Source organism: Amycolatopsis sp. NPDC051106 (assembly GCF_040682775.1).
GTDB lineage: Bacteria > Actinomycetota > Actinomycetes > Mycobacteriales > Pseudonocardiaceae > Amycolatopsis.
In genome coordinates this window covers 146,850-168,014 of sequence record NZ_JBFBBQ010000001.1, presented here as the reverse complement: position 1 = coordinate 168,014, position 21,165 = coordinate 146,850, and the positions used below count along the sequence as shown (strand labels likewise).

General features: G+C 71.0%; 19 protein-coding genes. 9 read left to right on the top strand and 10 right to left on the bottom strand.

The genetic code is table 11. From position 1 onward, the window contains the following. The first annotated feature begins 67 nt into the window (after positions 1–67). Together AB0M83_RS00765 and AB0M83_RS00760 are read left to right on the top strand one after the other, a co-directional pair. Entirely contained in the window at positions 68–343 is a 276-nt protein-coding gene (locus AB0M83_RS00765; RefSeq protein ID WP_364510364.1) for a GlsB/YeaQ/YmgE family stress response membrane protein, read from the top strand. A gap of 148 nt (positions 344–491) precedes the next feature. Next, positions 492–785 (top strand): GlsB/YeaQ/YmgE family stress response membrane protein, encoded by a 294-nt coding sequence (locus AB0M83_RS00760; protein WP_364510361.1) that lies wholly within the window; start codon positions 492–494, stop codon positions 783–785. Here AB0M83_RS00760 and AB0M83_RS00755 read toward each other — a convergent pair. Continuing rightward, the gene (locus AB0M83_RS00755; RefSeq protein WP_364510358.1) at positions 775–2,154 is read right to left on the bottom strand and encodes an MFS transporter; all 1,380 of its coding nucleotides are present in this window, start codon (positions 2,152–2,154) and stop codon (positions 775–777) included. The two genes, AB0M83_RS00760 and AB0M83_RS00755, sit on opposite strands and share 11 nt — an antisense overlap. A gap of 122 nt (positions 2,155–2,276) precedes the next feature. Between AB0M83_RS00755 and AB0M83_RS00750 the strand changes: the two genes are divergently transcribed. Both AB0M83_RS00750 and AB0M83_RS00745 read left to right on the top strand, forming a co-directional pair. Further along, entirely contained in the window at positions 2,277–3,116 is an 840-nt protein-coding gene (locus tag AB0M83_RS00750) for a helix-turn-helix transcriptional regulator (protein WP_364510355.1), read from the top strand. Continuing rightward, a complete protein-coding gene (locus tag AB0M83_RS00745; protein ID WP_364510352.1) occupies positions 3,113–3,820 on the top strand; it encodes a leucine-rich repeat domain-containing protein in 708 nt (235 codons plus the stop codon). Before AB0M83_RS00750 ends, AB0M83_RS00745 begins: the two co-directional genes overlap by 4 nt. Before the next feature lie 4 nt (positions 3,821–3,824). Here the strand turns inward: AB0M83_RS00745 and AB0M83_RS00740 are convergent, their stop codons facing one another. The 3 genes from AB0M83_RS00740 to AB0M83_RS00730 form a co-directional block, all read right to left on the bottom strand. Beyond that, positions 3,825–5,789, bottom strand: coding sequence for a VanW family protein (locus AB0M83_RS00740; RefSeq protein WP_364510818.1), 1,965 nt, complete (start codon positions 5,787–5,789; stop codon positions 3,825–3,827). A gap of 465 nt (positions 5,790–6,254) precedes the next feature. Next, positions 6,255–6,587 carry a co-chaperone GroES gene (locus tag AB0M83_RS00735; protein WP_364510349.1) on the bottom strand — a complete coding sequence of 111 codons (333 nt, stop codon included), beginning with the start codon at positions 6,585–6,587 and terminating at the stop codon, positions 6,255–6,257. Position 6,588: 1 nt separating this feature from the next. After that, complete coding sequence (locus tag AB0M83_RS00730) at positions 6,589–8,427, bottom strand: NHL domain-containing thioredoxin family protein (protein WP_364510346.1); 1,839 nt, start codon at positions 8,425–8,427, stop codon at positions 6,589–6,591. 138 nt (positions 8,428–8,565) lie between these two features. Between AB0M83_RS00730 and AB0M83_RS00725 the strand changes: the two genes are divergently transcribed. Next, the gene (locus AB0M83_RS00725) at positions 8,566–9,141 is read left to right on the top strand and encodes a hypothetical protein (RefSeq protein ID WP_364510344.1); all 576 of its coding nucleotides are present in this window, start codon (positions 8,566–8,568) and stop codon (positions 9,139–9,141) included. A 55-nt stretch (positions 9,142–9,196) separates the two neighbouring features. Here AB0M83_RS00725 and AB0M83_RS00720 read toward each other — a convergent pair whose 3' ends face one another. From AB0M83_RS00720 to AB0M83_RS00705, 4 genes are all read right to left on the bottom strand, one after another. Next, positions 9,197–11,509 (bottom strand): oxidoreductase, encoded by a 2,313-nt coding sequence (locus tag AB0M83_RS00720; protein ID WP_364510341.1) that lies wholly within the window; start codon positions 11,507–11,509, stop codon positions 9,197–9,199. Positions 11,510–11,595: 86 nt separating this feature from the next. Continuing rightward, a complete protein-coding gene (locus AB0M83_RS00715) occupies positions 11,596–12,369 on the bottom strand; it encodes an amino acid ABC transporter ATP-binding protein (protein WP_364510338.1) in 774 nt (257 codons plus the stop codon). After that, complete coding sequence (locus tag AB0M83_RS00710; protein WP_364510335.1) at positions 12,369–13,322, bottom strand: amino acid ABC transporter permease; 954 nt, start codon at positions 13,320–13,322, stop codon at positions 12,369–12,371. The genes AB0M83_RS00715 and AB0M83_RS00710 overlap by 1 nt, the downstream gene beginning before the upstream one ends. A gap of 16 nt (positions 13,323–13,338) precedes the next feature. Next, positions 13,339–14,241, bottom strand: coding sequence for an ABC transporter substrate-binding protein (locus AB0M83_RS00705; RefSeq protein WP_364510815.1), 903 nt, complete (start codon positions 14,239–14,241; stop codon positions 13,339–13,341). Positions 14,242–14,422: 181 nt separating this feature from the next. Between AB0M83_RS00705 and AB0M83_RS00700 the strand changes: the two genes are divergently transcribed. Genes AB0M83_RS00700 through AB0M83_RS00690 form a run of 3 tightly spaced genes read left to right on the top strand, consistent with a single transcriptional unit; the run spans position 14,423 to position 17,874 of the window. Next, positions 14,423–16,078, top strand: a complete 1,656-nt coding sequence (locus tag AB0M83_RS00700) for a circularly permuted type 2 ATP-grasp protein (RefSeq protein WP_364510332.1) — start codon at positions 14,423–14,425, stop codon at positions 16,076–16,078. Positions 16,079–16,087: 9 nt separating this feature from the next. Further along, complete coding sequence (locus AB0M83_RS00695; protein WP_364510330.1) at positions 16,088–17,035, top strand: alpha-E domain-containing protein; 948 nt, start codon at positions 16,088–16,090, stop codon at positions 17,033–17,035. After that, positions 17,032–17,874, top strand: coding sequence for a transglutaminase family protein (locus AB0M83_RS00690; protein WP_364510327.1), 843 nt, complete (start codon positions 17,032–17,034; stop codon positions 17,872–17,874). The genes AB0M83_RS00695 and AB0M83_RS00690 overlap by 4 nt, the downstream gene beginning before the upstream one ends. Positions 17,875–17,877: 3 nt before the next feature. On the opposite strand, the gene AB0M83_RS00685 is transcribed toward AB0M83_RS00690, so the two are convergent. Next, positions 17,878–18,915 (bottom strand): hypothetical protein, encoded by a 1,038-nt coding sequence (locus AB0M83_RS00685; RefSeq protein WP_364510325.1) that lies wholly within the window; start codon positions 18,913–18,915, stop codon positions 17,878–17,880. An 84-nt stretch (positions 18,916–18,999) separates the two neighbouring features. Between AB0M83_RS00685 and AB0M83_RS00680 the strand changes: the two genes are divergently transcribed. After that, complete coding sequence (locus AB0M83_RS00680; protein ID WP_364510322.1) at positions 19,000–19,560, top strand: helix-turn-helix domain-containing protein; 561 nt, start codon at positions 19,000–19,002, stop codon at positions 19,558–19,560. Between the two features lie 73 nt (positions 19,561–19,633). On the opposite strand, the gene AB0M83_RS00675 is transcribed toward AB0M83_RS00680, so the two are convergent. After that, positions 19,634–21,055, bottom strand: coding sequence for a M20/M25/M40 family metallo-hydrolase (locus AB0M83_RS00675; RefSeq protein ID WP_364510320.1), 1,422 nt, complete (start codon positions 21,053–21,055; stop codon positions 19,634–19,636). Positions 21,056–21,165 lie beyond the last annotated feature (110 nt).

Below are 21,165 nucleotides of genomic sequence, written 5' to 3'. Positions count from 1 at the left end.
GCACTCCGCTCACCGAGTCCGACGGACCCGAGTGGCCGGGTCCGCGGATCCTTGAGAGGAGAAAGTGATGACTGTCGCCGGCATCGTCAGCGCCATCATCGTCGGGCTGATCATCGGTGTTCTGGGCCGGCTGGTCGCGCCCGGCAAGCAGGGCATCCCGATCTGGCTGACCATCCTGATCGGTATCATCGCCGCCTTCATCGGCACGGCGATCGCCCGCGGGCTCGGCTACGCCGACACGAACGGCATCGACTGGCTGGAAATCCTGACGCAGGTCGTCCTGGCCGCGATCGGGGTGAGCATCGCCGCCGCCGCCTACGGACGCCGAGGCGTGACGAGGTAGCCCCTTCCCAGGCCGATCCGGCCCGGTTCGCCCTCGCGGGCGAGCCGGGCCGGATCTTTTTCGTGGTCACTCCATCGGGGGTCTGCGCGGGCGATGCGCCGGGATCGGTGCCACCGTGGCGCTTATCGCGCTATCCGAGGAGGCAGCCGTGCTCGGCGGACTTTGGGGCATCATCTCGACGATCATCGTGGGCCTGATCCTGGGCGTGCTCGGCCGGCTGTTCGCGCCGGGCGACCAGAAGATCCCGATCTGGCTGACCATCGTCGTCGGCATCGTGGCCGCGTTCATCGGCAACTGGCTCGCCGGCGTGTTCGGCGTCAAGGACACCGCCGGCATCGACTGGATCCGGCACATCTTCCAGATCGTCGCCGCCGTCGTCGGGGTCATCGCGGCCTCGGCGATCTACGCCAAGGTCAAGGGCGGCAGCCGCACTACCGCCTGACGGCCAGGCCTGCGCCGGCGAGCAGCAGCGCGGCGGCGCAGGCCATCGTCGTGGTGAGGGCGTGCGCGGACGACGTCGCGGCGAGGGTCAGGAACAGGCTGCCGAACGTGGCCACGCCGATGACCTGGCCCAGCTGCAACGTGGTGGTCAGCAGGCCGCTGACGTCCGCCGCGCGCTCGAGCGGGACGTGCGTCAGCGCGTTCACCATCAGGGAGCCGAACGCGGGTCCCATCGACACGCCGAAGAGCAGCAGGGCCACGAAGAAGAGCGTGCCGCCGTCCCGGCCCAGCCCGAGCAGCACGTAGGCGATCGCGGATCCGATGTAACCGCACGGGGTCAGCCAAGCGTGCACCCGCCGCGGCAGCCTGTTCCAGAAGAACCCGCACAGGCCGAAGACGACCCCGCCCGGCGCCATCGCCAAGCCGGCGGCCAGCGCCGTCTTGCCGAGGCCCGACTGCAGGTGCAGTGCCACGCAGAAGAGGAATCCGCCGTAGGACGCGACTCCGGCCCCGAGCGTGGCCAGGCCTGGCGCGACCCCACGGATCTTGAGCACGGCGAGGTCGACGAGCGGATCGCGCACGCGGCGTTCCACGACGACGAAGAGCGCGGCCAGCAGCGCGCCGAGGGCGATCGAGCCGAACGCCCACCCGGGCCAGCCGGTTTCGTGCCCGAGGACCAGCGGCAGCACGACGAGCACCACCGCCGGCACGGCGATCGCGAGTCCGGCGAGGTCGAGCCGCCGGCCCGCCTTCGCGGCACCGCCGCGCACCAGCTTGACGGCGAGCACGGCCACGAGGACGCCGATCGGGACGTTCACCAGGAAGACCGGCCGCCAGCCCGCCCCGAACAGGTCCGCGCCGACGAGGACGCCGCCGAGCACCTGACCCGCCACGAACGCGACGGAGATGACCGCGGTGTACGCGCTGAGCGCTTTCGCCCGCGCGGCCCCGGTGAACTGCGCCTGGATGACGCTGATGACCTGCGGCATCATCAACGCGGCCCCGGCGCCCTGGGCGATCCGCGCGACGACGAGGACGGGTGCGTCCGGCGCCAGGCCGCAGAGCGCCGAGCACACGGTGAAGGTGATGACGCCGGTGACGAACAGCCGGCGCCGGCCGAACAGCTCACCCAGCCGGGCGCCGGTGATCAGCAGCATCGCGTAGCCCACGGTGTAGCCGGAAACGACCAGCTGCAGTGCGGCGCCGGACGCGTTCAGGTCGGTGCGGATGTCGGTCATGGCGACGTTCACGACGGTGACGTCGAGCAGCGCCATGAACTGGCCGAGCAGCAGGACGGCCAGCATGAACCACGGCCGCCGGTCCGGCCGGGCGGCCCGGTCCGAGGCCGGGGCAGGAGTGGTCAGTGTCATGCCGCTGACCTTGGGCCTCGTGGCTCGCCCGCGGAGAGAGCCTGGGGATGCTGGTACTCCCAGCACCTGCTTCGCCTGCTGAACCTTCTGAAACTGTCGTACCCCTCCGGCACCATGTCCGCATGACCCGGACACAGGTTCGAGCGGGCCGCCGAGAGGAACTCGGCGGGTTCCTCAAGGCGTGCCGGGCGCGGATCGGCCCGGAGGAGGTCGGGCTCGCGCCCGGCCCGCGCCGTCGGCTCAGCGGGTTGCGCCGCGAGGAGGTGGCGCTGCTCGCCGGCGTCGGCGTCACCTGGTACACGTGGCTGGAGCAGGGGCGGCCGATCAACGCGAGCGCGCAGGTGCTCGACGCGGTGGCGCGCACGCTGCGGATGGACCACCCGGAGCGGGAGCACCTGTACCGGCTGGCGGAGCTGACCCCGTCGCGGCTGCCGCCGTCGGCCGAAGTGGTGCCGGAGGCGGTGCGCGAGGTGCTGCGCGCGCTGGATCCGGTGCCCGCCACGGTGGTCAACGGCCGGTTCGACGTGCTGGCGTCGAACGCGGCGCAGGAGGAGCTGTTCTGGGAGTGGCACAGCATGCCGTGCCTGCACAAGAACCTGCTGTGGTGCTGCGTGACCGAGCCGAACGCGCGGGCGTTCCTGCTCAACTACGACGAGGAGGTGCCGCACATGGTCGCGCGGATGCGGGCCGAGTACGGCAGGCACGTCGGGGATCCGGGCTGGGAAGAGGACATCCGGCGGCTGTCGGCACTGAGTCCCGAGTTCGTCGAGCTGTGGGAGCGGCACGAGGTGGCCGAACCGCGGGCGCGGCTGCGGCGGCTGCACCACCCGCGGGCGGGGCGGATGACCTTCCGGCTGACCGAGCTGGCGGTGTCGGAGGTGCCGGGCCTGCGCGTCCAGGTGTCCACTCCGGACGATGCCGCCACTTGGGCGTTGCTGCCCGCGACGCGGAGGTCGTCATGACGTCACTCGACCTGAGCAGCCGGGGGCTGACCGAGTTCCCGGTGTTGCCGCCCGGTCTCACCCGGCTGGACCTCTACGCGAACGAGCTCTCGTCGGTGCCCGCTTCGCTGTGGGAGCAGACCGAGCTGGAGGTGCTCAACCTCGCGGTGAACCGGCTTTCCTCGCTGCCACCGGGCATCTCGGCGCTGAAGTCGGTGCACACGCTCGATCTGGCGCACAACCGGTTCGGCTCGCTGCCGGACGAGCTGGGTGAGCTGGCCGGGCTCACCGAGTACCTGTACGTCAGCGACAACCGGCTGACGGCGTTCCCGTCGGCGTGGTGCCGCCTGGGTGCGCTGAAGTACCTGGGGTGCACGGACAACCGGCTCACCGCGTTGCCGGCTGATCTGTCCGGGTTCTCTTCGCTGCGGGAACTCCGGTTGTACCGCAACGCGTTGACCGCGCTGCCGGAGTCGATCGGCACGCTCGGTGCGTTGCGGGAGCTGCACCTGCGGGGCAACCGGTTGACGGCGCTGCCGGAGTCGATCGGGTCGCTGAGCGAGCTGCGTCAGCTCGACCTGCGGGAGAACCTGCTGGTCTCCCTTCCTCCCTCGCTCGCCCGGCTGTCCAAACTGGACAAGCTGGATCTGCGGTGGAACAAGCACTTCCGGGAGCCGGCGTGGCTGCGCGACTTCGAGGAGGCGGGGTGCATGGTCCTTCGCTGACAACTCAACAGAGGATGGTCGGGCGCGGGCCGTAGGTCGCGGTGTGCGACGTCCGGCGGACTTCGGCACCGCTCGCGACGTCGTAGAGCACGCGGGTGTCGGTGACGCTGAAGCCGGGCGTGCCGATCGACGGCTGGCAAGGGCTGCCGGTGCTGCCGCCGCCGAACTGGACCGGTGGCGGGTCGCCGGGCGTCTGGGCGCCGGTCTGGCCCTCGACGCGGTAGTGGCGGGTGCCCCAGATGCGGACCGTCACGGAGTCGCCGGAAACCGTGGCCTGAATGGCGATCCCGGTCGGCGAGTCGTTGGTCAGCTTGAGCTCGACGGGGCTGCCGTCGGCGTTGACGGCCTTGGCGTCGCGGCCGGCGGGATAGCGGTCGAGGTAGTGGTCGTGCTCGAGGTGGCCACCGTCGGTCAGGCCGGCGAGGTAGCCCGCGTTGTACAAAGTGGACGCGAGCTGCGAGACGCCACCGGCGACGACGATCGCGCCGGTGCCGTCTTCATCGGCCGGGGCGGGCACGTAGCCGTTGTCGGCGGTGCGCGGGCCGGAGCGGGCGCCGAGGCTGAACGTCTCGCCGGGCTTGACGATCGTGCCGGACACGCGGGCGGCGAGCGTGCGGTTGTTCGTCGCGGCCGGGCCGGCCAGGCCGCCGGTGGTGAACTCGCCGACGACCTCCTTGATGCCGAGCGCGCCGGCGGCATCGGTGGTCACGCCGGGCTTCGACGCGCTGTAGACGACGGGCAGGTCCCGGCCGCCGGTCTTCTTGAGCACGTCGATGAGCGGCAGGAAGGTCTTCTCCCAGTTGATCTTCCGGGCGTCCTCGGACGGGTCGACGGCCGGTTGGTCGCCGGTGAAGACGATCTGGGCGTCCTTGCCGTCGGTCTCGGTGCTCGCGAGCCCGTCCTTCAGGGCGGCCTGCAGCTTGCCCTGGTCGATGCGGACCTCGACGGCCCCGCCCTCGACCGCCGCGAACTGGAACGAGGACGCGATCGTGGCGGGCGTGAGCGGAACGTCCTTGCCCTGGCCGTGCACCACGACCGGCTTCGCGACGGCGGGCACGACGATCTGCTGGTAGGCGGCCTGCACTCCGGCCGCGGTCGCCTTCACGGGCGTGATCGCCATGCCGAGCTTGACGCCGCCGGGGTCGAGCCAGTGGTCGGTGACGGCGTGCACGGCGCCGGCGAGGTCGGTCAGCTGCTGGCCCTGCCGCGGCAGGATCGGATAGGGGGTGACACTGCCGTCGCTGCCCTGGACCGCCATGAACCCGACCGAGCCTTCGGTGGCCGGGTGGTCGAGCCTGCGCTCGGCGAGTTCGCGCACGGCCTGGCCGATCTGGTTCGGATCGGTCTGGGTCGCGACGCCGACCTCGCGGCTGCTGAAGAAGGACATGACCCGCGTGATCGGGCTCAGCGGCTGGTGCCCGGCGAGCCCGAGGGTGTTCGGCCAGTCGAGCCCGAGCCCGGACCGCGAAGGCACGAGCTCGGCCTGGACATCACCCCCGTGGATGACGACGGGCCGGATCAGCCGCGGCTCGAGTTCCTGGCGCAGCTTGGCTTCCGCTTCGGCATGGGTCAGGCCGCCGACATCGATCCCGGCGACGGTCACGCCCCGCGGCACATCGCCGGCGCTGGAGATGAGGTCGATGGCGTAGAGGATGACGAAGAGCCCGAGCGCGATCCCGATGGACATCATGGTGCGGGCCAGGCCGGTCCGGAGCTTCCGCGCGGGAGTGTCCGGGACCGGGGGCGGAGCGGGGGTTTCGAGGAGTTCGCCGAGCAGGTCGTCGGCGAAGAGGTCGGTGGTGCCGGCGGGCGCAGCGGCAGGGTCGATCGCCGCGGGCGGACCGGCCACCGCGAGTTCGGGTTCGCCCACGGCGGATGGCTCTGCGGGCTCAGGCTCGACGGGCACCGCAGCGGACTCCGCCGCGACTGGCGACTCGGCGAGCGCAAGCTCGGCCGGCTCCGGCGCCACAGCGGGTTCAGCCGCAACAGGCCACTCCGCGGTCGCAAGCTCGGCAGGCTCCACAGTGGTAGACGACTCGGCGGGCGCGGCCTCGTCGGCGGGCTCGGCGGCTACACGCGACTCGGGTGGACCGGCCGCGACTGGCGACTCGGCGAGCGCAAGCTCGGCCGGCTCCGGCGCCACAGCGGGTTCAGCCGCGGCAGGCCACTCCGCGGTCGCAAACTCGGCGGGCTCGGCGGCCGCACGCGACTCGAGTGGATCGGCCGCGGGAGACGACTCGGCGAGCGCAAGCTCGGCCGGCTCCGGCTCCGGCTCCACAGCGGGTTCGATCGCAGCAGGCCACTCCGCGGCCGCGAACTCGGCGGGCGCGGCCACACCGGCGGGCTCGTCTTCCGCAGGCCACTCCGGGGTCACGGGCTCGAGCTCCCGCACCTCGGCACGCTCGCGCGCCTCGTCGTCTGCCACGCCCCCGCCCTAGAGGTAGAGCCCCGTCCCGTGCTCGGTGCGCTCGGTCGCCACCGCGTGGATGTCGCGTTCGCGCATCACCAGGTGCCCCTCGCCGCGGATCTCGACCTCGAGCTGGTCCTCCGGGTTGAAGAGCACGCGGTCGCCCGTCTTGACGTTCCGCACACTGTTGCCGACGCCCAGTACATCACCCCAGGCGAGCCGGCGCGCGACCTGCGCCGTCGCCGGGATCACGATGCCGCCGCTGCTGCGGCGCTCGCCCTCGTCCGGGGAAAGCCGCACGAGTACGCGGTCGTGCAGCATCTGGATCTCGAGTTTCGCCCCGTCAGACACGGTTCGCATGCTACTCGGCGGGTTCCCCCGCCATGACCAGGCTCAGCTCGCGCGCCCCGTCCGCCCGCAGCCGCACCGGCACGCCCCAGTCCTGCCGGGTGATCCGGCACGCGGGGTGCTCACCTCCGTCGTCGCAGCTCGCGGCCTGCGCGACCACCTGCAGCACACCCTCGGTGACCCCCTCGGCGAGCCGGATCTTGCGCGTCAGATCGGTGCCGGTGCCGACACCGTCGGCCAGCAACGAGGGCGGCGACGCGCTGATCTCCAGGCGCGTCGACGGGCCGAAGCGGTCGTCGAGCTTCTCGCCCGGCGGCGCCGTGAAGACCACCGAAAAGTCGATCTCGCCCGGGGCGAGCACGGTCGGCGGCCGGCGGACCGCGTGGGCGTCCCCCGCGACGAGCGTCGGCTCGCTCGCGGGCAGCGGGCCGATCCGGTTGCCCGCCGACTCGACGACCAGCAGCTCGCCTTCGTGCAGCAGCAGGCCCTGCGGCTCCGAAAGCCCGGTGGCGATCGTGGTCACTTGGCGCGTGAAGACGTCGAAGCGGCGCACGGCGCCGTTGTAGGTGTCGGCGATCGCGATCTTGTCGCCGGGCAACACGGCGAGGCCGAGCGGGTGCTGCAGCAGCGCCTGGTCGGCCGGGCCGTCGGTGTGGCCGAAGGAGAAGAGGTCGACGCCGATCGCCGTGTGCACGGTGAACGACTCGCCGTCGGGCTCGATCCAGCGCAGCGCCGACGTCTCCGCGTCGGCGAGCCACAGCTTGTCGCCGTCCGCGGCGAGGCCCGACGTCTGCGCGAAGAACGCTTCGCTCACGTCGCCGTCTCGGAGGCCTTCGACGGTCGTGCCCGCGAAGCGGCGGATGGTGCCGGAAATCGGGTCGAACACGCTCAGCGTGTGGTTGCCCGCCATCGCGACGACGATCCCGCCGGCCGGGCCGTACCAGGCGACGTCCCACGGGCTCGTGAGGTCGACCTCGACGCCCTTGCCGGAGTCCGGTCCGGTGCGCCACTGCGCGCCGGTGCCGGCGACCGTGGTCACCTCGCCGGTGATCAGGTCGAGGCCGCGCAGCCGGTGACCGGCCGTGTCGGCGACGACGGCGTGGTACCCGGCACGCTCGGCGACGTCGTAGGGCAGCAGCGCGATGCCCGACGGTTCGGTGAAGGTCGCGATGTCGAACGGCCCGTCCTGGCCACCGCGCTCTCCGCTGCCGAAGCGCCGGATGACCGTCTCGCCGTCCGACGCGAACTCGACGACGGAGTGGTGCCCGGTGTCCGCGACGAGGACGCGCCCTTCGGCCGTGGCGACGGCCTTGCTCGGGAACCGCAGCTCGCCGGCCTGCTCCTCGACCGGGACGTACGGGCTGCCGCCGCGGCGAAGCGTCCCCTTCGCTTCGTGCTTCGCGACGAGGTCCGCGATGACGCGGCGAAGCGCCTCCGCGTGCCCTTCGCCCGCTGCGACGTGCACGACGTACCCCTCGGGGTCGACGACCGCCAGCGTCGGCCACGCGCGGACCGCGTACTGCGACCACAGCTCCATCTTCGGGTCGTTGACCACCGGGTGGTGCACCTCGTAGCGCCGGACCGCGGCTTCGATCGACGCGCGCTCGCCCTCGTGCAGAAACTTGGGCGAGTGGACGCCGATCGTGACGAGCACGTCCGCGAACTGGGCTTCGAGCGGACGCAGTTCGTCGAGCACGTGGAGGCAGTTGATGCAGCCGCTGGTCCAGAAGTCCAGCAGGACGATGCGTCCGCGCAGCTCGGCGAGGGTCAGCGGGCGGCCGCCGGTGTTCAGCCAGACGTCGCCGCGCACCTCGGGGGCGCGGACGCGGGCCTGCGGTCGGGGTGAAGTCACGGCAAGAGTGAACTACAACTGTTCACGCTCTGTTCCGGAGTTCAGCCGATGAGAGAACAAACTCACCCCATGGGGGGTCCCCGCCAAAACGGCGGAAAAGGACGCGCGGCGGGGTGAGCCGCCGCTTAGGCTCGGGACATGACCCCCGTCCAGCCGGCCGGCGCCCTCACCTTCGAGGAGGCACGGCACCTGCAGGAGAACCTCCGGGAACCGGTGCGTCCCGGGCTGACCGGACCCGAGCTCGACGACGTCGAGCGCCGGTTCGGTTTTCGCTTCGCCGCGGACCACCGCACGTTCCTGTCCGCCGGCGTCCCGATCGGCGACCGCTGGCCGGACTGGCGCTGCGGCAACGCCGAGCAGCTGCGCAAACGGCTGGCCTGGCCGGTCGACGGCGTGCTGTACGACGTCGAGCACAACGGCTTCTGGCTGCCGGAGTGGGGCACGCGCCCGGTCGGCCCGGAGGACGCGGTCCGCGAAGCCCGCCGGCGCCTGGCCGGCGTCCCGCAGCTGGTGCCGGTGTGCGGGCACCGGTACCTACCGGGCTTCGCGGACGCGACGGGCTACCCGGTGCTGTCGGTGTACCAGACGGACATCATCGTGTACGGCTGTGACCTGCGGGATTACCTGAACCGCGAGTTCTCGACCGGCGGCATCAGCACCGCCCCGCCGGACGGCCCGAGGTACATCGACTTCTGGTCCCGCTTCATCGACTAACCGTCTCTGCACCTTTATCGGGTTTTCGCTAGAAAGCCGGATAAGCCGCGAGACGTCAGTTCTCCCGCCGCAGCATCCGGCTGACTCCCGCCGCGACCGTGGTCGCCAGGATCCACCCCGAAGCCGTGAAGCCCGCCGCCACCCAGTTGTCCGTGCCGTGCATGTACCAGCGCGACTTGTTGCCGAAGTCCACGATCGGGACCAGCAGGTCCGCCGTGTAGATCACCGGGTTCCACTGCAGGCCCGTGTCCTGCTGGTTCACCACGCACCGCGGGCCGTTGGCGATGATCTGGTGCGTCTCGTCCGTCTTCCAGGTGATGCAGTCGTCCGTGCCCAAGCCGAACCACAGGCTGCCCAGCACGAGCAGCGTCAGCAGCCAGCCCAGCGCGCGCACCGGGCGGTAGCCGTAGCCGACCATCGACCGCTGCAGCCAGCTCCACAGCCGCACCCCCGGCCCGAAGAACTTGAAGCCGCCGGCCAGCGCCTCGTAGCGGAACTGCTGCTTGCGCAGCGCCACCGTCGACGCGTGCTCTTCGTTCCCCGCCGCGCGGAGCATGTGCGCGAGCTGGTCGTACGGGCCCGGCCGGTAGCCGCGCATGGCCTTGCTCAGCAGCTCGATGCGGTGGTCCAGCGCCTGGTCGTCGGCGAGCGGGATGCTCTTGCCCAGGGCGTCGTAGCGGAAGTCCTCCAGCTCGATGCCGCCGGACGCGGCCCAGAACGCCTCGTTGTCGGTCAGCGTCCCGCAGTGCGCGCGGCGCAGCACCACCCGGCCGGTCGGGGGGAGGTTCGGCGTCAGCGTGAACTCGTCCGCCGCGACGTCGCCCGCGTCGAGCGCCACCAGGAACGGGGACAGCGAACCCAGCTCGGACCCGCGCAGATCCACCCGGCGGGCGACCTGGGCGCCGTCGAGGTTGACGCCGCCCTCCGCGACGAACGGGCGGCCGTTGTTGTCCCGCAGCGTCAGGTCGCGGCCGATCCGGCCGGTGCGGACGTCGAGCGAGAAACTGCTGGTCGAGCGCAGGCCCGGCTCCGTCAACCGCGTGCCGGCCAGGTTGATCGAGCCGCCGACCTCGACGCCCTGCAGCCGCAGCGTGCCGTGGATCGTCGCGTCCGTGAGCTGGAAGTTGCCCGCGATCTTCGCCCGGCGCGCGGAGAACACGTCCCGGCCCGGGTGGCGGAACATCGAGTTCCAGGCCAGGAAGTTGCCGCCGACGGTGACGTCGGCCAGTCGCAGCTGCCCGGTCGGCACGCGCAGGCTCGTGGCCTCGATGTCGCCGCCGATCTCGGTGCCGTCCAGGTGCAGCGCGCGGTCGTAGTACGGCTGCGACTTGCCGCGCTCGACCCGGATCTCGGCGCCGGCCAGCCGCAGCGAGCCGCCGATCCGGGCGTTGACCATGCGCAGCGTGCCCAGCGCCTGCAAGCCGTCCGACAGCTCGACGTTCCCGTCGACGCGCATCCGGTCGGCGACCAGCGCCGGCCGCGGGTCGATGTACGGGTCGTTGGACTTCCACGCGTCGATGGCGATCGGCCCCTGCTGGGACACCGTCAGCTTGGCCTCGCGCAGCACGATGTCGCTGTCCACGGTGGCGCTCGGCAGGTACATGATCCCGGTGGCGGAGAAGCGTTTCCGCTGGCTGGCGGGCCCGTAGTTGTCGACCTCGCAGAGCAGGCTGCCGCCGATGTGCAGGCCGTTGCCGTTGAGCGCGAAGCCGTCCGGGTTGTTCAGCGTGGCGCCGGAGAAGTTGACGTTACCGCCGGTCCGCAGGCCCGGGAGCCGGACTTCGCCGTTCGCGACCATCCGGTAGGCCAGCAGCGCGCCGTTCAGCACGAGCCGGTCGGCGTGGATCGCCTTGCCGTGCGGGTGGGCGATCACCGTGCGGGTCAGCACGAGCGACCCCTCGATCACGGCGTCGGTCAGGTTGACCGCGGCGTTCGGCATCCCGCGTTCGCGGTCGTCCCCGCGCTGGACGGTGGTCTCCTCGATCTCGCGGTCGGCGCCGTCGACCTGCACGACGCTGCGGATCAGCCGGACGTCGTTGCGGCTGCGCAGGTTGCGGGCCTTGAGCCCGGGCAGCCAGCACTTGCGGAAGACCAGGCCGAGCAGGTGCGCCTCGCGCACGTCCGGCGGCTGCTCGAAGCGGCAGCGCTCGAACCGGAAGAGGTACTTGAGGTCCGCGGCGCGCAGGTCGAGCGTGCCGGTGATGTAGGCGTCCTCGACGTAGACGATCGGCGCGTTGGTGGCCTGCCGCCGCCAGCGCAGCAGCCCGCCGTTGCCGGGTTTGAGCAGGTCGGAGGCCTTGACCTCGTAGCGGCGGTCGGGGACGCCCGCGAACGGGTCGAGAGGAGGCAGCGTGTTTTCGGTCGTCACGAGCCGCCCCCTCCCTCACCCTCCTTCAAAGTAACGAAAGCGAACGATATTCGCAGGCGTTTCGCAGGCCCACGGCCTAATTCACCTCAGTCGTTCGGGTTCAGGACCCGGGCCAGGAAGGACTTCGTCCGTTCCTCGCGCGGGCTCCCGATGACCTGGTCGGGCGGGCCCTCTTCGACGACGACGCCGCCGTCCATGAACAGGACCTTGTCCGCCACCTCACGCGCGAACTGCATCTCGTGGGTGACGACGACCATGGTCATGCCGTCCTTGGCGAGCTGCTTCATCACGCCCAGCACGTCCCCGACGAGCTCCGGGTCCAGCGCGGACGTCGGCTCGTCGAACAGCATCAGCTTCGGCTTCATCGCCAACGCCCGCGCGATCGCGACACGCTGCTGCTGCCCACCCGACAGCTGCGCCGGGTAGTTCTTCGCCTTGTCCCCGAGGCCGACGCGGTCCAGCAGCTCCAGCGCGCGTTCCCGCACCTGGGCCTTCGGCTCGCGGCGGACCTGGATCGGGGCCTCCATGACGTTTTCCAGCGCGGTCATGTGCGGGAAGAGGTTGAAGCGCTGGAACACCATGCCGATGTCCTTGCGCTGGAACGCGACCTCTTTCTCGGGCAGCTCGTGCAGCTTGTCGCCGCGCTGCTTGTAGCCGACGAGCACGCCGTCGACGTAGAGCCGGCCGGCGTCGATCTTTTCGAGGTGGTTGATGCAGCGCAGGAGCGTCGACTTGCCCGAGCCGGACGGCCCGATCAGGCAGAGCACCTCCCGCTCGTGCACCTCGAGGTCGATGCCCTTGAGGACGTCGACGCTGCCGAAGCTCTTGCAGATCTTCTGCGCGGAAACGACCGGAGTCATCAGGCCTTCCCCCCTCCGCCACTGGCCCCGGAGCCGAACCGGAAGCCCAGCATCCGGCCCGCCCACTTGGTCTTGTTCGCCTCGCCACGCGACGTGCCGCGGGAGAACCGCTTCTCAATCTGCATCTGGATCAACGTCAGCACCGAGGTCATGAACAGGTACCAGGCCGCCGCGGTGATGAGCAGCGGCACGGTCTTGTAGTTCTGCGAGTAGATGGTCTGCGCCGCCACCATCAGCTCGAAGTACCCGATGACCACGACCAGTGACGTGGTCTTCAGCATGGAGATCGTCTCGTTGCCGGTCGGGGGGATGATCACCCGCATGGCCTGCGGGAGGATGATCCGCCGCAGCGTCTTCGTGCGGCTCATGCCGAGCGCGCTGGAGGCTTCCAGCTGGCCGTCGTCGACCGACTGGATGCCACCGCGGACGATTTCGGCCATGTAGGCGGCTTCGTTGAGGCCGAGGCCGAGCAGCGACGCGGTGAACTGCGTGATCAGCTGGTTGGTGTCCCAGCTGACGAACTCCGGCCCGAACGGGATCCCCAGGCCCAGGCGCGGGTAGGCCAGCGCGAGGAAGTTCCAGATGATCAGCTGCGTGATCAGCGGGGTGCCGCGGAACAGCCAGATGTAGATACCGGCCGCGCCCGAGGTCAGCGGGTTGGGCGACAGGCGCATCACAGCCAGCAGGATCCCGCCGAGGATCCCGATGAGCATCGAGATCACGGTGAGGATCAGGGTGTTCTGCAGGCCGCGCAGGATCCGGTCGTCGAAGAGGTAGTCCCCGACGACCGGCCACTGCAGGGCGTCGTTCGTGATCACGCTGCGCACCACGATGAACGCCACGAACAGGATGATCACGCCGGCCACCCAGCGCCCGTAGTGGCGCACCGGGATGGCCTTGATGGGCTCGGCGTCGATCGGCGCCTCGGCGGGAGGCGCTTCGGAGGAACTCACGAACTCAATCCTTAGTTCAGGAAGCCGGGTTGATCTCCGACTTGGTGACCGCGCCGGTCGCGTTCAGGCCCCACTTGTCCAGGATCTTCTTGTACGCGCCGCTGTCGATCAGCTTCTGGATCGCGCCCTGCACGGCCTTGCCGTAGTCGCCGCTGTTCTTCGGCAGCACGATGCCGTAGGGCACCGTGTCGTAGGGCGCGCCGACCGACTCGAGCTGGCCGTTGGTCTGCTTGACCGCGTAGTCGATGACCGGGGAGTCGGCCAGCTCGCCCTGCACGCGCTTGGCGGTGAGGGCGAGGTTGACGTCGGTCTGGGCTTGCAGCTGCGTGACCTCGATGGCGGGCTTGCCCGCGCCGGTGCAGGCGGCGGTCTTCTTGTCGAGGTCCTCGACCTGGGTGGTGCCCTTTTGCACGGCGATCTTCTTGCCGCAGAGGTCGTCGACCTTCAGGCCGTCGGGGTTGCCCTTCAGCACGGCCAGCGACGTGCCCGCGCTGTAGTAGGAGATCATGTCGACCGACTGCAGCCGCTCGGCGTTGATGCTGAACGACGACATGCCCAGCTCGTACTTCTTGGCGGCGATGCCGGGGATGATGCCGTCGAACGAGGAGTTCTGGAACTCCATCTGCACGCCGAGCACCTGGCCGATCGCGGTGCCGAGGTCGACGTCGAAGCCGGTCGCCTTGCCACCGTCGACGAACTCGTTCGGCGGGTAGCTCTGGTCCTGGCCGACCACGATCTTGCCGTCGGTCTTGACGTCGGCGGGCACCAGCGCGGCGAGCGCGTCGTCCTTCGCGACCGTGCCCGCGTCACCCGATCCAGTCCCCGCCGGAGCGGAACTGCTCAAGCCGACGTCTCCGGCACCGCTGCCTCCTGCGCCACAGGCCACGGTCAATCCGACCAGGGCGAATGCCGGCAACAGGGCGAGCGCCTTGAGTTGGGGTCCTCGGGCCACGTCGTCACTCCTCGTAGTTCTCAGTTCGTGAGAGCACGCATATTGCCACTCATCCATACCAAAGCACAGCACTGTCGAGTTACAGCGACGTTTCGCACCCAGCCCACCAGCGTCAGAGTGTCGCGCGCGGGTGCGCACGTGGGTGAGGATGTCGTTCATGAACGCGACCCCGCCTCGGCTGCCCCCGTCCGGTCGGCGCGCGAGGAAGGCGACGACCCGGCGGATCACCCGGCCGGGGGCCCGGTTCGACGGCTACCTCTCCCCGGACCGGCCGCACGCCGGCGCCTACGACGAGATGTTCGCCGCCGACGGCACGGTCCGCGGTCCGTACCGCGCGCTGTACGAGTCGATCGCGGCGCTCGACGCCCACGACCTCAACTCGCGGTCGCTCGCGCTGGACCGGGCGATGGTCGACCAGGGCATCACGTTCTCCCTGTCCGGACAGGAGCGGCCGTTCCCGCTGGACCTGGTGCCGCGGGTGATCCAGGCGGCCGAGTGGGCGAAGATCGAGCGGGGCGTCGCCCAGCGCGTCCGCGCGCTCGAGGCGTTCCTCGCCGACATCTACGGCGACCGCCAGATCCTGCGCGAGGGCGTCCTGCCGCGGCGGCTGATCACCTCGTGCGAGCACTTCCAGCGGGAGGCGTTCGGCATCAACCCGCCGAACGGCGTGCGCATCCACGTGTCCGGAGTGGACCTGGTGCGCGACGAGGAGGGCACGTTCCGGGTACTGGAGGACAACCTCCGCAACCCGTCCGGGGTGTCGTACGTGATGGAGAACCGGCGGACGATGGCGCGGGTCTTCCCGGACCTGTTCGCCCAGCACCGCGTCCGGCCGGTCGGGGACTACGCGTCCCACCTGCTCCGGGCGCTGCGCGCGGCGTCCGCGGCGAACGTCGCCGACCCGATGGTCGTCGTGCTCACGCCCGGTGTCCACAACTCGGCGTACTTCGAGCACTCGCTGCTGGCCCGGCTGATGGGCGTCGAGCTGGTCGAAGGCCGCGACATGTTCTGCCGCGACAACGTCGTCTACCTGCGGACGACCGAGGGCGAGCGCCAGGTCGACGTCATCTACCGGCGCATCGACGACGAGTTCCTCGATCCGGTGCACTACCGGCCGGACTCGGTGCTCGGCATCGCCGGCGTCCTCAACGCGGCGCGCGCGGGCAACGTCGTCGTCGCGAACGCGGTCGGCAACGGCGTCGGCGACGACAAGCTCGTCTACACCTACGTGCCCGAGATGGTGAAGTACTACCTCAACGAGAAGCCGCTGCTGCCCAACGTGGACACGTTCCGGTGCTGGCTGCCGGACGAGTTCGACCACGTCATGGCGCACCTCGACGAGCTGGTCGTCAAGCCGGTCGAAGGCTCCGGCGGCTACGGGATCGTCTTCGGGCCCGAGGCGACCGCGGCGGAGCTGGCGACCCTGCGGCGGAAGGTGCGCGCGAACCGGCGCGGCTGGATCGCGCAGCCGGTGGTCCAGCTCTCGACCGTGCCGGCCAAGGTCGAGGACCGGCTGGCGCCGCGGCACGTCGACCTGCGGCCGTTCGCCGTCAACGACGGCAAGGACATCTTCGTCCTGCCCGGCGGGTTGACGCGGGTGGCGCTGCCGGAGGGCAGCCTGGTCGTCAACTCGTCGCAGGGCGGTGGCTCGAAGGACACGTGGGTGCTGACATCCCGGGCGTCGACCGCCGAGCGCGAGCTCGAACAGCCCGCCCTCGGCGCGATGTCCACTGTGGACGGGCTGGTCGCCGAGCAGGGACCCGAGCTGACCTCGTCCCAGCAGCAGCAACAGCAACAGAGCTAGGGGGTCCGGATGCTGGCACGCAACGCGGAGTCGCTCTACTGGATCGGCCGGTACGTCGAACGCGCCGACGACACCTCCCGGATCCTCAACGTCTCGGTCCACCAGCTGCTGGAGGACGCGACGGTCGACCCGGACCACGCGAGCCGTCAGCTGCTGGCCGTCCTGGGCATCGACACCCCCGACGGGGACGCCCTCGACGTCTGGAAGCTGACCGAGCTGGTGGCGTACGCGAAGGACAACCCGGCGTCGATCGTCGGCTCGATCAACTCGGCGCGCGAGAACACGCGGGGCGCGCGCGAAGTCGTCCCCACCGAGCTGTGGGAATGCCTGAACGCGACGTGGAACGCGGTGCCGGACCGCCAGCGCTACGCCCGGCGCGCCGGGCCGCACGCGTTCCTGTCGTTCATCGAGGAACGCGCGGCGATGTTCGCCGGCCTCGCCGACTCGACGATGAGCCGGGACGACGGCTGGCTGTTCATGGTTCTCGGCCGCTCGATCGAACGCGCCGACATGGTGGTCCGGCTGCTGCTGTCGCGGGTCGCGGACCGCGCGTCCTCGCCGGGGTGGATCACGGTGCTGCGCTCGGCCGGCGCGCAGGACACGTACCTGCGGACGTACCGCGGCGCGCTGGATGCCGGACGCGTCGTGCAGTTCCTGTTGCGGGACACGCTGTTCCCGCGCTCGGTGTTCCACGCGCTGCGCCAGGCGGAGGACTGCCTGCAGCGGCTCGACCCGGGCGGCGGCGCGCGCACGAACGAGAAGTCCGACGCGCTGCGGGAGCTCGGCCGGGCCCGCAGCGAGCTCGAGTTCCTGCGCCCGGCGGACCTGCTGACCGACCTGCCGCGCCGGCTCGGCGCGCTGCAGACCTCGATCAAGGAGATCGGGGAAGCGGTTTCGTTGCAGTACTTCAGCACGTCGCCGTGGGTGGCGTGGAGCGGCGCGGAGGTTTCGCTGTGACGTGGCAGCTGCGGGTGGCGCACCGGACGGGGTACCGGTACGCGACGCCGGCGACCCAGTCGTACAACGAGGCGCGGCTCACCCCGCGTTCGGACCGCCGCCAGACGACGGTCGCGACGCGCATCGAAACGACGCCGGCGACCCGCGCCTACCGGTACACGGACTACTGGGGCACGGTCGTCACCTCGTTCGACCTGCACGCGCCGCACACGGAGTTCACCGTGCTGGCGACGTCGGTGGTGGAGACGGCGGACGAAGCCGAGCCGATCCGCACGGCGTCGTGGAAGGACCTCCGCAGCGACACGGTCGTCGACCACCGCACGGAGTACCTGACCCCGACCGACTACACCCCGCGCGACGCCACCTTGGCGCGCGAGGCCCGTGCGCTGCGGACCGGCCTCGACCCGGCCGAGTCGGTGCTGGCGGTCTGCGAGTGGGTGAACAAGCAGCTGAAGTACCAGCCCGGCACGACCGGCGTCCACTCGACGGCGACGGACGCGTGGCAGGCGCGCGAAGGCGTCTGCCAGGACTTCGCGCACGTGACACTGGTGATGCTGCGCGCGATCGGCGTCCCGGCCCGGTACGTGTCGGGGTACCTGCACACGAAGCCGGACGGGAAGCTCGGCGAGGTCGTGGAGGGCGAGTCGCACGCCTGGGTCGACGTCTGGACCGGCGGGTGGTGGGCGTACGACCCGACGAACGCGATCCCGGTCGGGCCCCGGCACGTGTGGGTGGCGATGGGCCGGGACTACGCCGACGTGGCGCCGTTGAAGGGGATCTTCACGGGTGGCGGGCAGTCCACTTTGGACGTCTCGGTCCACCTGACCCGGCTGGCTTAGCTCTCACAGCAAGAAGGTGCCGCCCGCCGCTTCGGCGACGTCCGCGCCGAGGGCCGACGCCGGAGTGTGCGCGCCGGGCTTGCCCTCGCCGTGGGCCAGCCGGGCCGCGACCTCGGCCACGACCGCCGTCGTGAAGTCCATGCCCTCGCCGGCGCGGAGCCAGCCTTCGCGCGTCGTGCCGTCGGGCCACGTGACGACGGCGTGGCCCCAGGAGTGCGCGCGGGGTCGCGGGGTCGCCTTCCCCTGAACCCCGGCCAGCTGCCGGACCGCGAACCGGCGCATCGCCGGGAGGGACAGCACCCGGCCGAGCAGGGGCAGCACCACCCGGACCACGGGCGAAGCGGGCGCGAGACCGGACGTCAGCGTGACCGACGGCGCGCCGCTCGCCCGCTGAGCCGCCACCAGCTCACCCGAGGGCACGCTCGCCGACTTCGCCGTCTCGCCGTCCGGGAACGTGAGAGTCTGCGCGTTCGCGCCGAGCCGCGAGGGGACCAAGCGGCCGTCCCGGTACTCGCGGCCGCCGGTGGTCAGGGCGTCGACGATGCTGGCGGCCAGCGCGCCCCCCAAGGCACCCGCTTCCATGGCCACCGACGCGACCGCGTCGACGTGTACCGAACTCGGCGTCGGGCGTCCTTCGCAGAGCTTCGCGACGACGGCTTCCGTGGCCAGGACGCCGAACCCGGCGCCGGTGACGAAGGTGCTGCCACCCGCCAAGGCCTCTTCGTGCAGGTCGAGCAGCTGCGGGACGGCGACCAGGTCCGCGGCCAGGTCGACGTAGTGGCCGCCGGGCAGGCAGGCCCGCGCGATCGTCCCGGCCGTGGCGGCGTACTCGCCGATGGTGTTGACGACGACGGCCGGGCGCTGCCGCCGGATCTCCGCGGCGATGGCTTCGGCCCCGTCGGCGACGACGAACTTCGAGCCGCTCGCCGCCAGCCGCTCGCGATTGCGTCCGACCAGCACGACCGGCAGTCCGCGCGCGGCCAGTTCGGCGGTGATGCCCCGGCCGGTCCGGCCCAGCGCCCCGAGTACCCAGATCTCCATGTCGACCTCCAGTGACGTCTCAGTGTGTCATCACTGAGGCTAGCACGTGACGACACAGTGAGACATCGCTTGTAGGCTGGGACGGTGGCCAGATGGGATCCCGGGACCGCGGACCGGCTGCGGAAAGCCGCGCTGGAGCTGTTCGCCGAGCACGGGTACGACGCCGTCACCGTGACGCAGATCGCCGAGCGCGCCGGGATCACCCGCCGCTCGTACTTCCGCTACTTCCCCGACAAGCGCGAAGTCCTCTTCGCCGGCTCGGAGCAAATGCCGCCCGCGGTCGCCGAAGCCGTCCTGGCCGCCGAAGAGGCGGAGTCGCCGCTTCGCACGGCCCTCGGCGGGCTCGTCGAGGTCGGCACGCAGGTCACGCGGCTCATCGACCCGTCGCCGGAACGAAGGGCCGTGATCGCGTCGAGCGCCGAACTCCGCGAACGCGAGCGGAGCAAGGGCGCGGCGATCACGGCCGCGATCCGGGACTCCCTCGAGCGCCGGGGAACCCCGCCCGAGCTGGCGAAACCGGCGGCGCAGGCCGCGGCGATCATCCTCGGCGACGCCTTCGACCGCTGGATCGACTCGGACGGCGACCAGGAGTTCGCGGCGTACCTCGACGCGGCCGCCTCAGCGTTCCGGGAGGCCTGCCGCTAGCCGCACTTTCCCTACGAAAGTGACGTGGAGGAGTGGCCTCCGGATCACTTTCGTAGGGAAAGTGGCGCTTTGGTCAGCCGCGGGCGTGGGCGTCCAGGATGTGGGCGACCGCTTCGGTGACCCGCTGCGCGTAGTCCAGGTGCAGCCACTCGTCCGGCACGTGGATGTTCGAGTCGGCCCCGCACGCGCCGGTGACCAGGAACTGCGCCTCCGGGTACTTGCGCGAGAGCAGGCCCATGAACGGGATCGACCCGCCCATGCCGGTCGCGCGGTGCGGCTGGCCGAAGACCTCGTCGCTGACCGTGCGCAGGGCGTTCGTCAGCCACGGCGACTCGGTCGGCGCGTTCCAGCCGTCCTCCGCCTGCGGGTTGTGGCCGAAGGTGACCTTCGCGCCGTACGGGACGTCGGTGGTCAGAGCCTGCTTCACGGCTTCGAGCCCCTTCGCGGCGTCGGCCGTCGGCGGGAGGCGGAAGCTCAGCGTCAACGTCGTGCTCTCGCGCAGCACGTTGCCGGCGTCGGCGGGCTTCGGGAAGCCGTCGGCGCCGATCACCGACAGCGTCGGGCGCCACGCGTTGTTGAGCATCAGCTCCAGCGCGTCTTCGGTGACCACGCGACCGCCCTCGACCAGCGGGAACGCCGTCTTCAACGCCTCGGGGAAGTCTTGCGAGACGGCCTTGAGCTCGGCCAGCCGGTTCGCCGGGACGTCGACCTTCAGCTCGTCGAGCAGCAGCTCGCCGGTCGCGCTGTCCTCGAGCCGCTCGAGCAGCCGCCGCAGCACGCGGAACGAGCTGGCGACGACACCGCTCGCGATGCCCGAGTGCTGCGCCGAGTCCAGCAGCTGCACCGTGACGTCGAGGTGCAGCATCCCGCGCAGGCTGGTGACCAGCCACAACCGCTCGTAGTCGCTGCCGCCGGCGTCGAGGCAGACCACCAGCGAGACCTCGCCGATCCGGTCGGCCAGGTGCTCGACGTACGCGGGCAGGTCGGGGCTGCCGGACTCCTCGCCGGTCTCCAGGAGCACCACGATCCGGGCGTGCTCGCCGCCGGCCGCGTGGACGGCTTCGATCGCCGTCGTCGCCGCGTAGCCGGAGTAGCCGTCGTCGACGGACCCGCGCCCGTACAGGCGGCCGTCGCGGATCACCGGGGTCCACGGGCCGAGACCCTCGGACCAGCCGCCGACCGGGGGCTGCTTGTCGAGGTGGCCGTACATCAGCACGGTGCCCTTGCCCGCCGCGCCCGGGGTCGCCGGGACGTCGACGAGCAGCAGGGGGGTGCGGCCTTCGAGCCGCACGACGTCCAGGGTCGCCCCGGGCAGGTCGCGCGCGGCGATCCACTCGCGGACGTGGTCGACGGCGGCGGCCAAATGGCCGGTCGTCTCCCACTCGGCGTCGAAGGCCGGGGACAAGGCGGGGATGGCCACCAGCCCGGACAGGCTCGGGATGACGTCGTCGGTCCACGACGTCACGACGGATTCACGAACGGATTTCTGCTCCACGCCGCCATCGTGCCACGCACGTCCCACCGTGCGGCACGTCACAACGACGTCCCCCGAGCAGGTAATCACACGGGCGCACGACCGCGTGCTCGTGCGGCCACTCCAGGTGA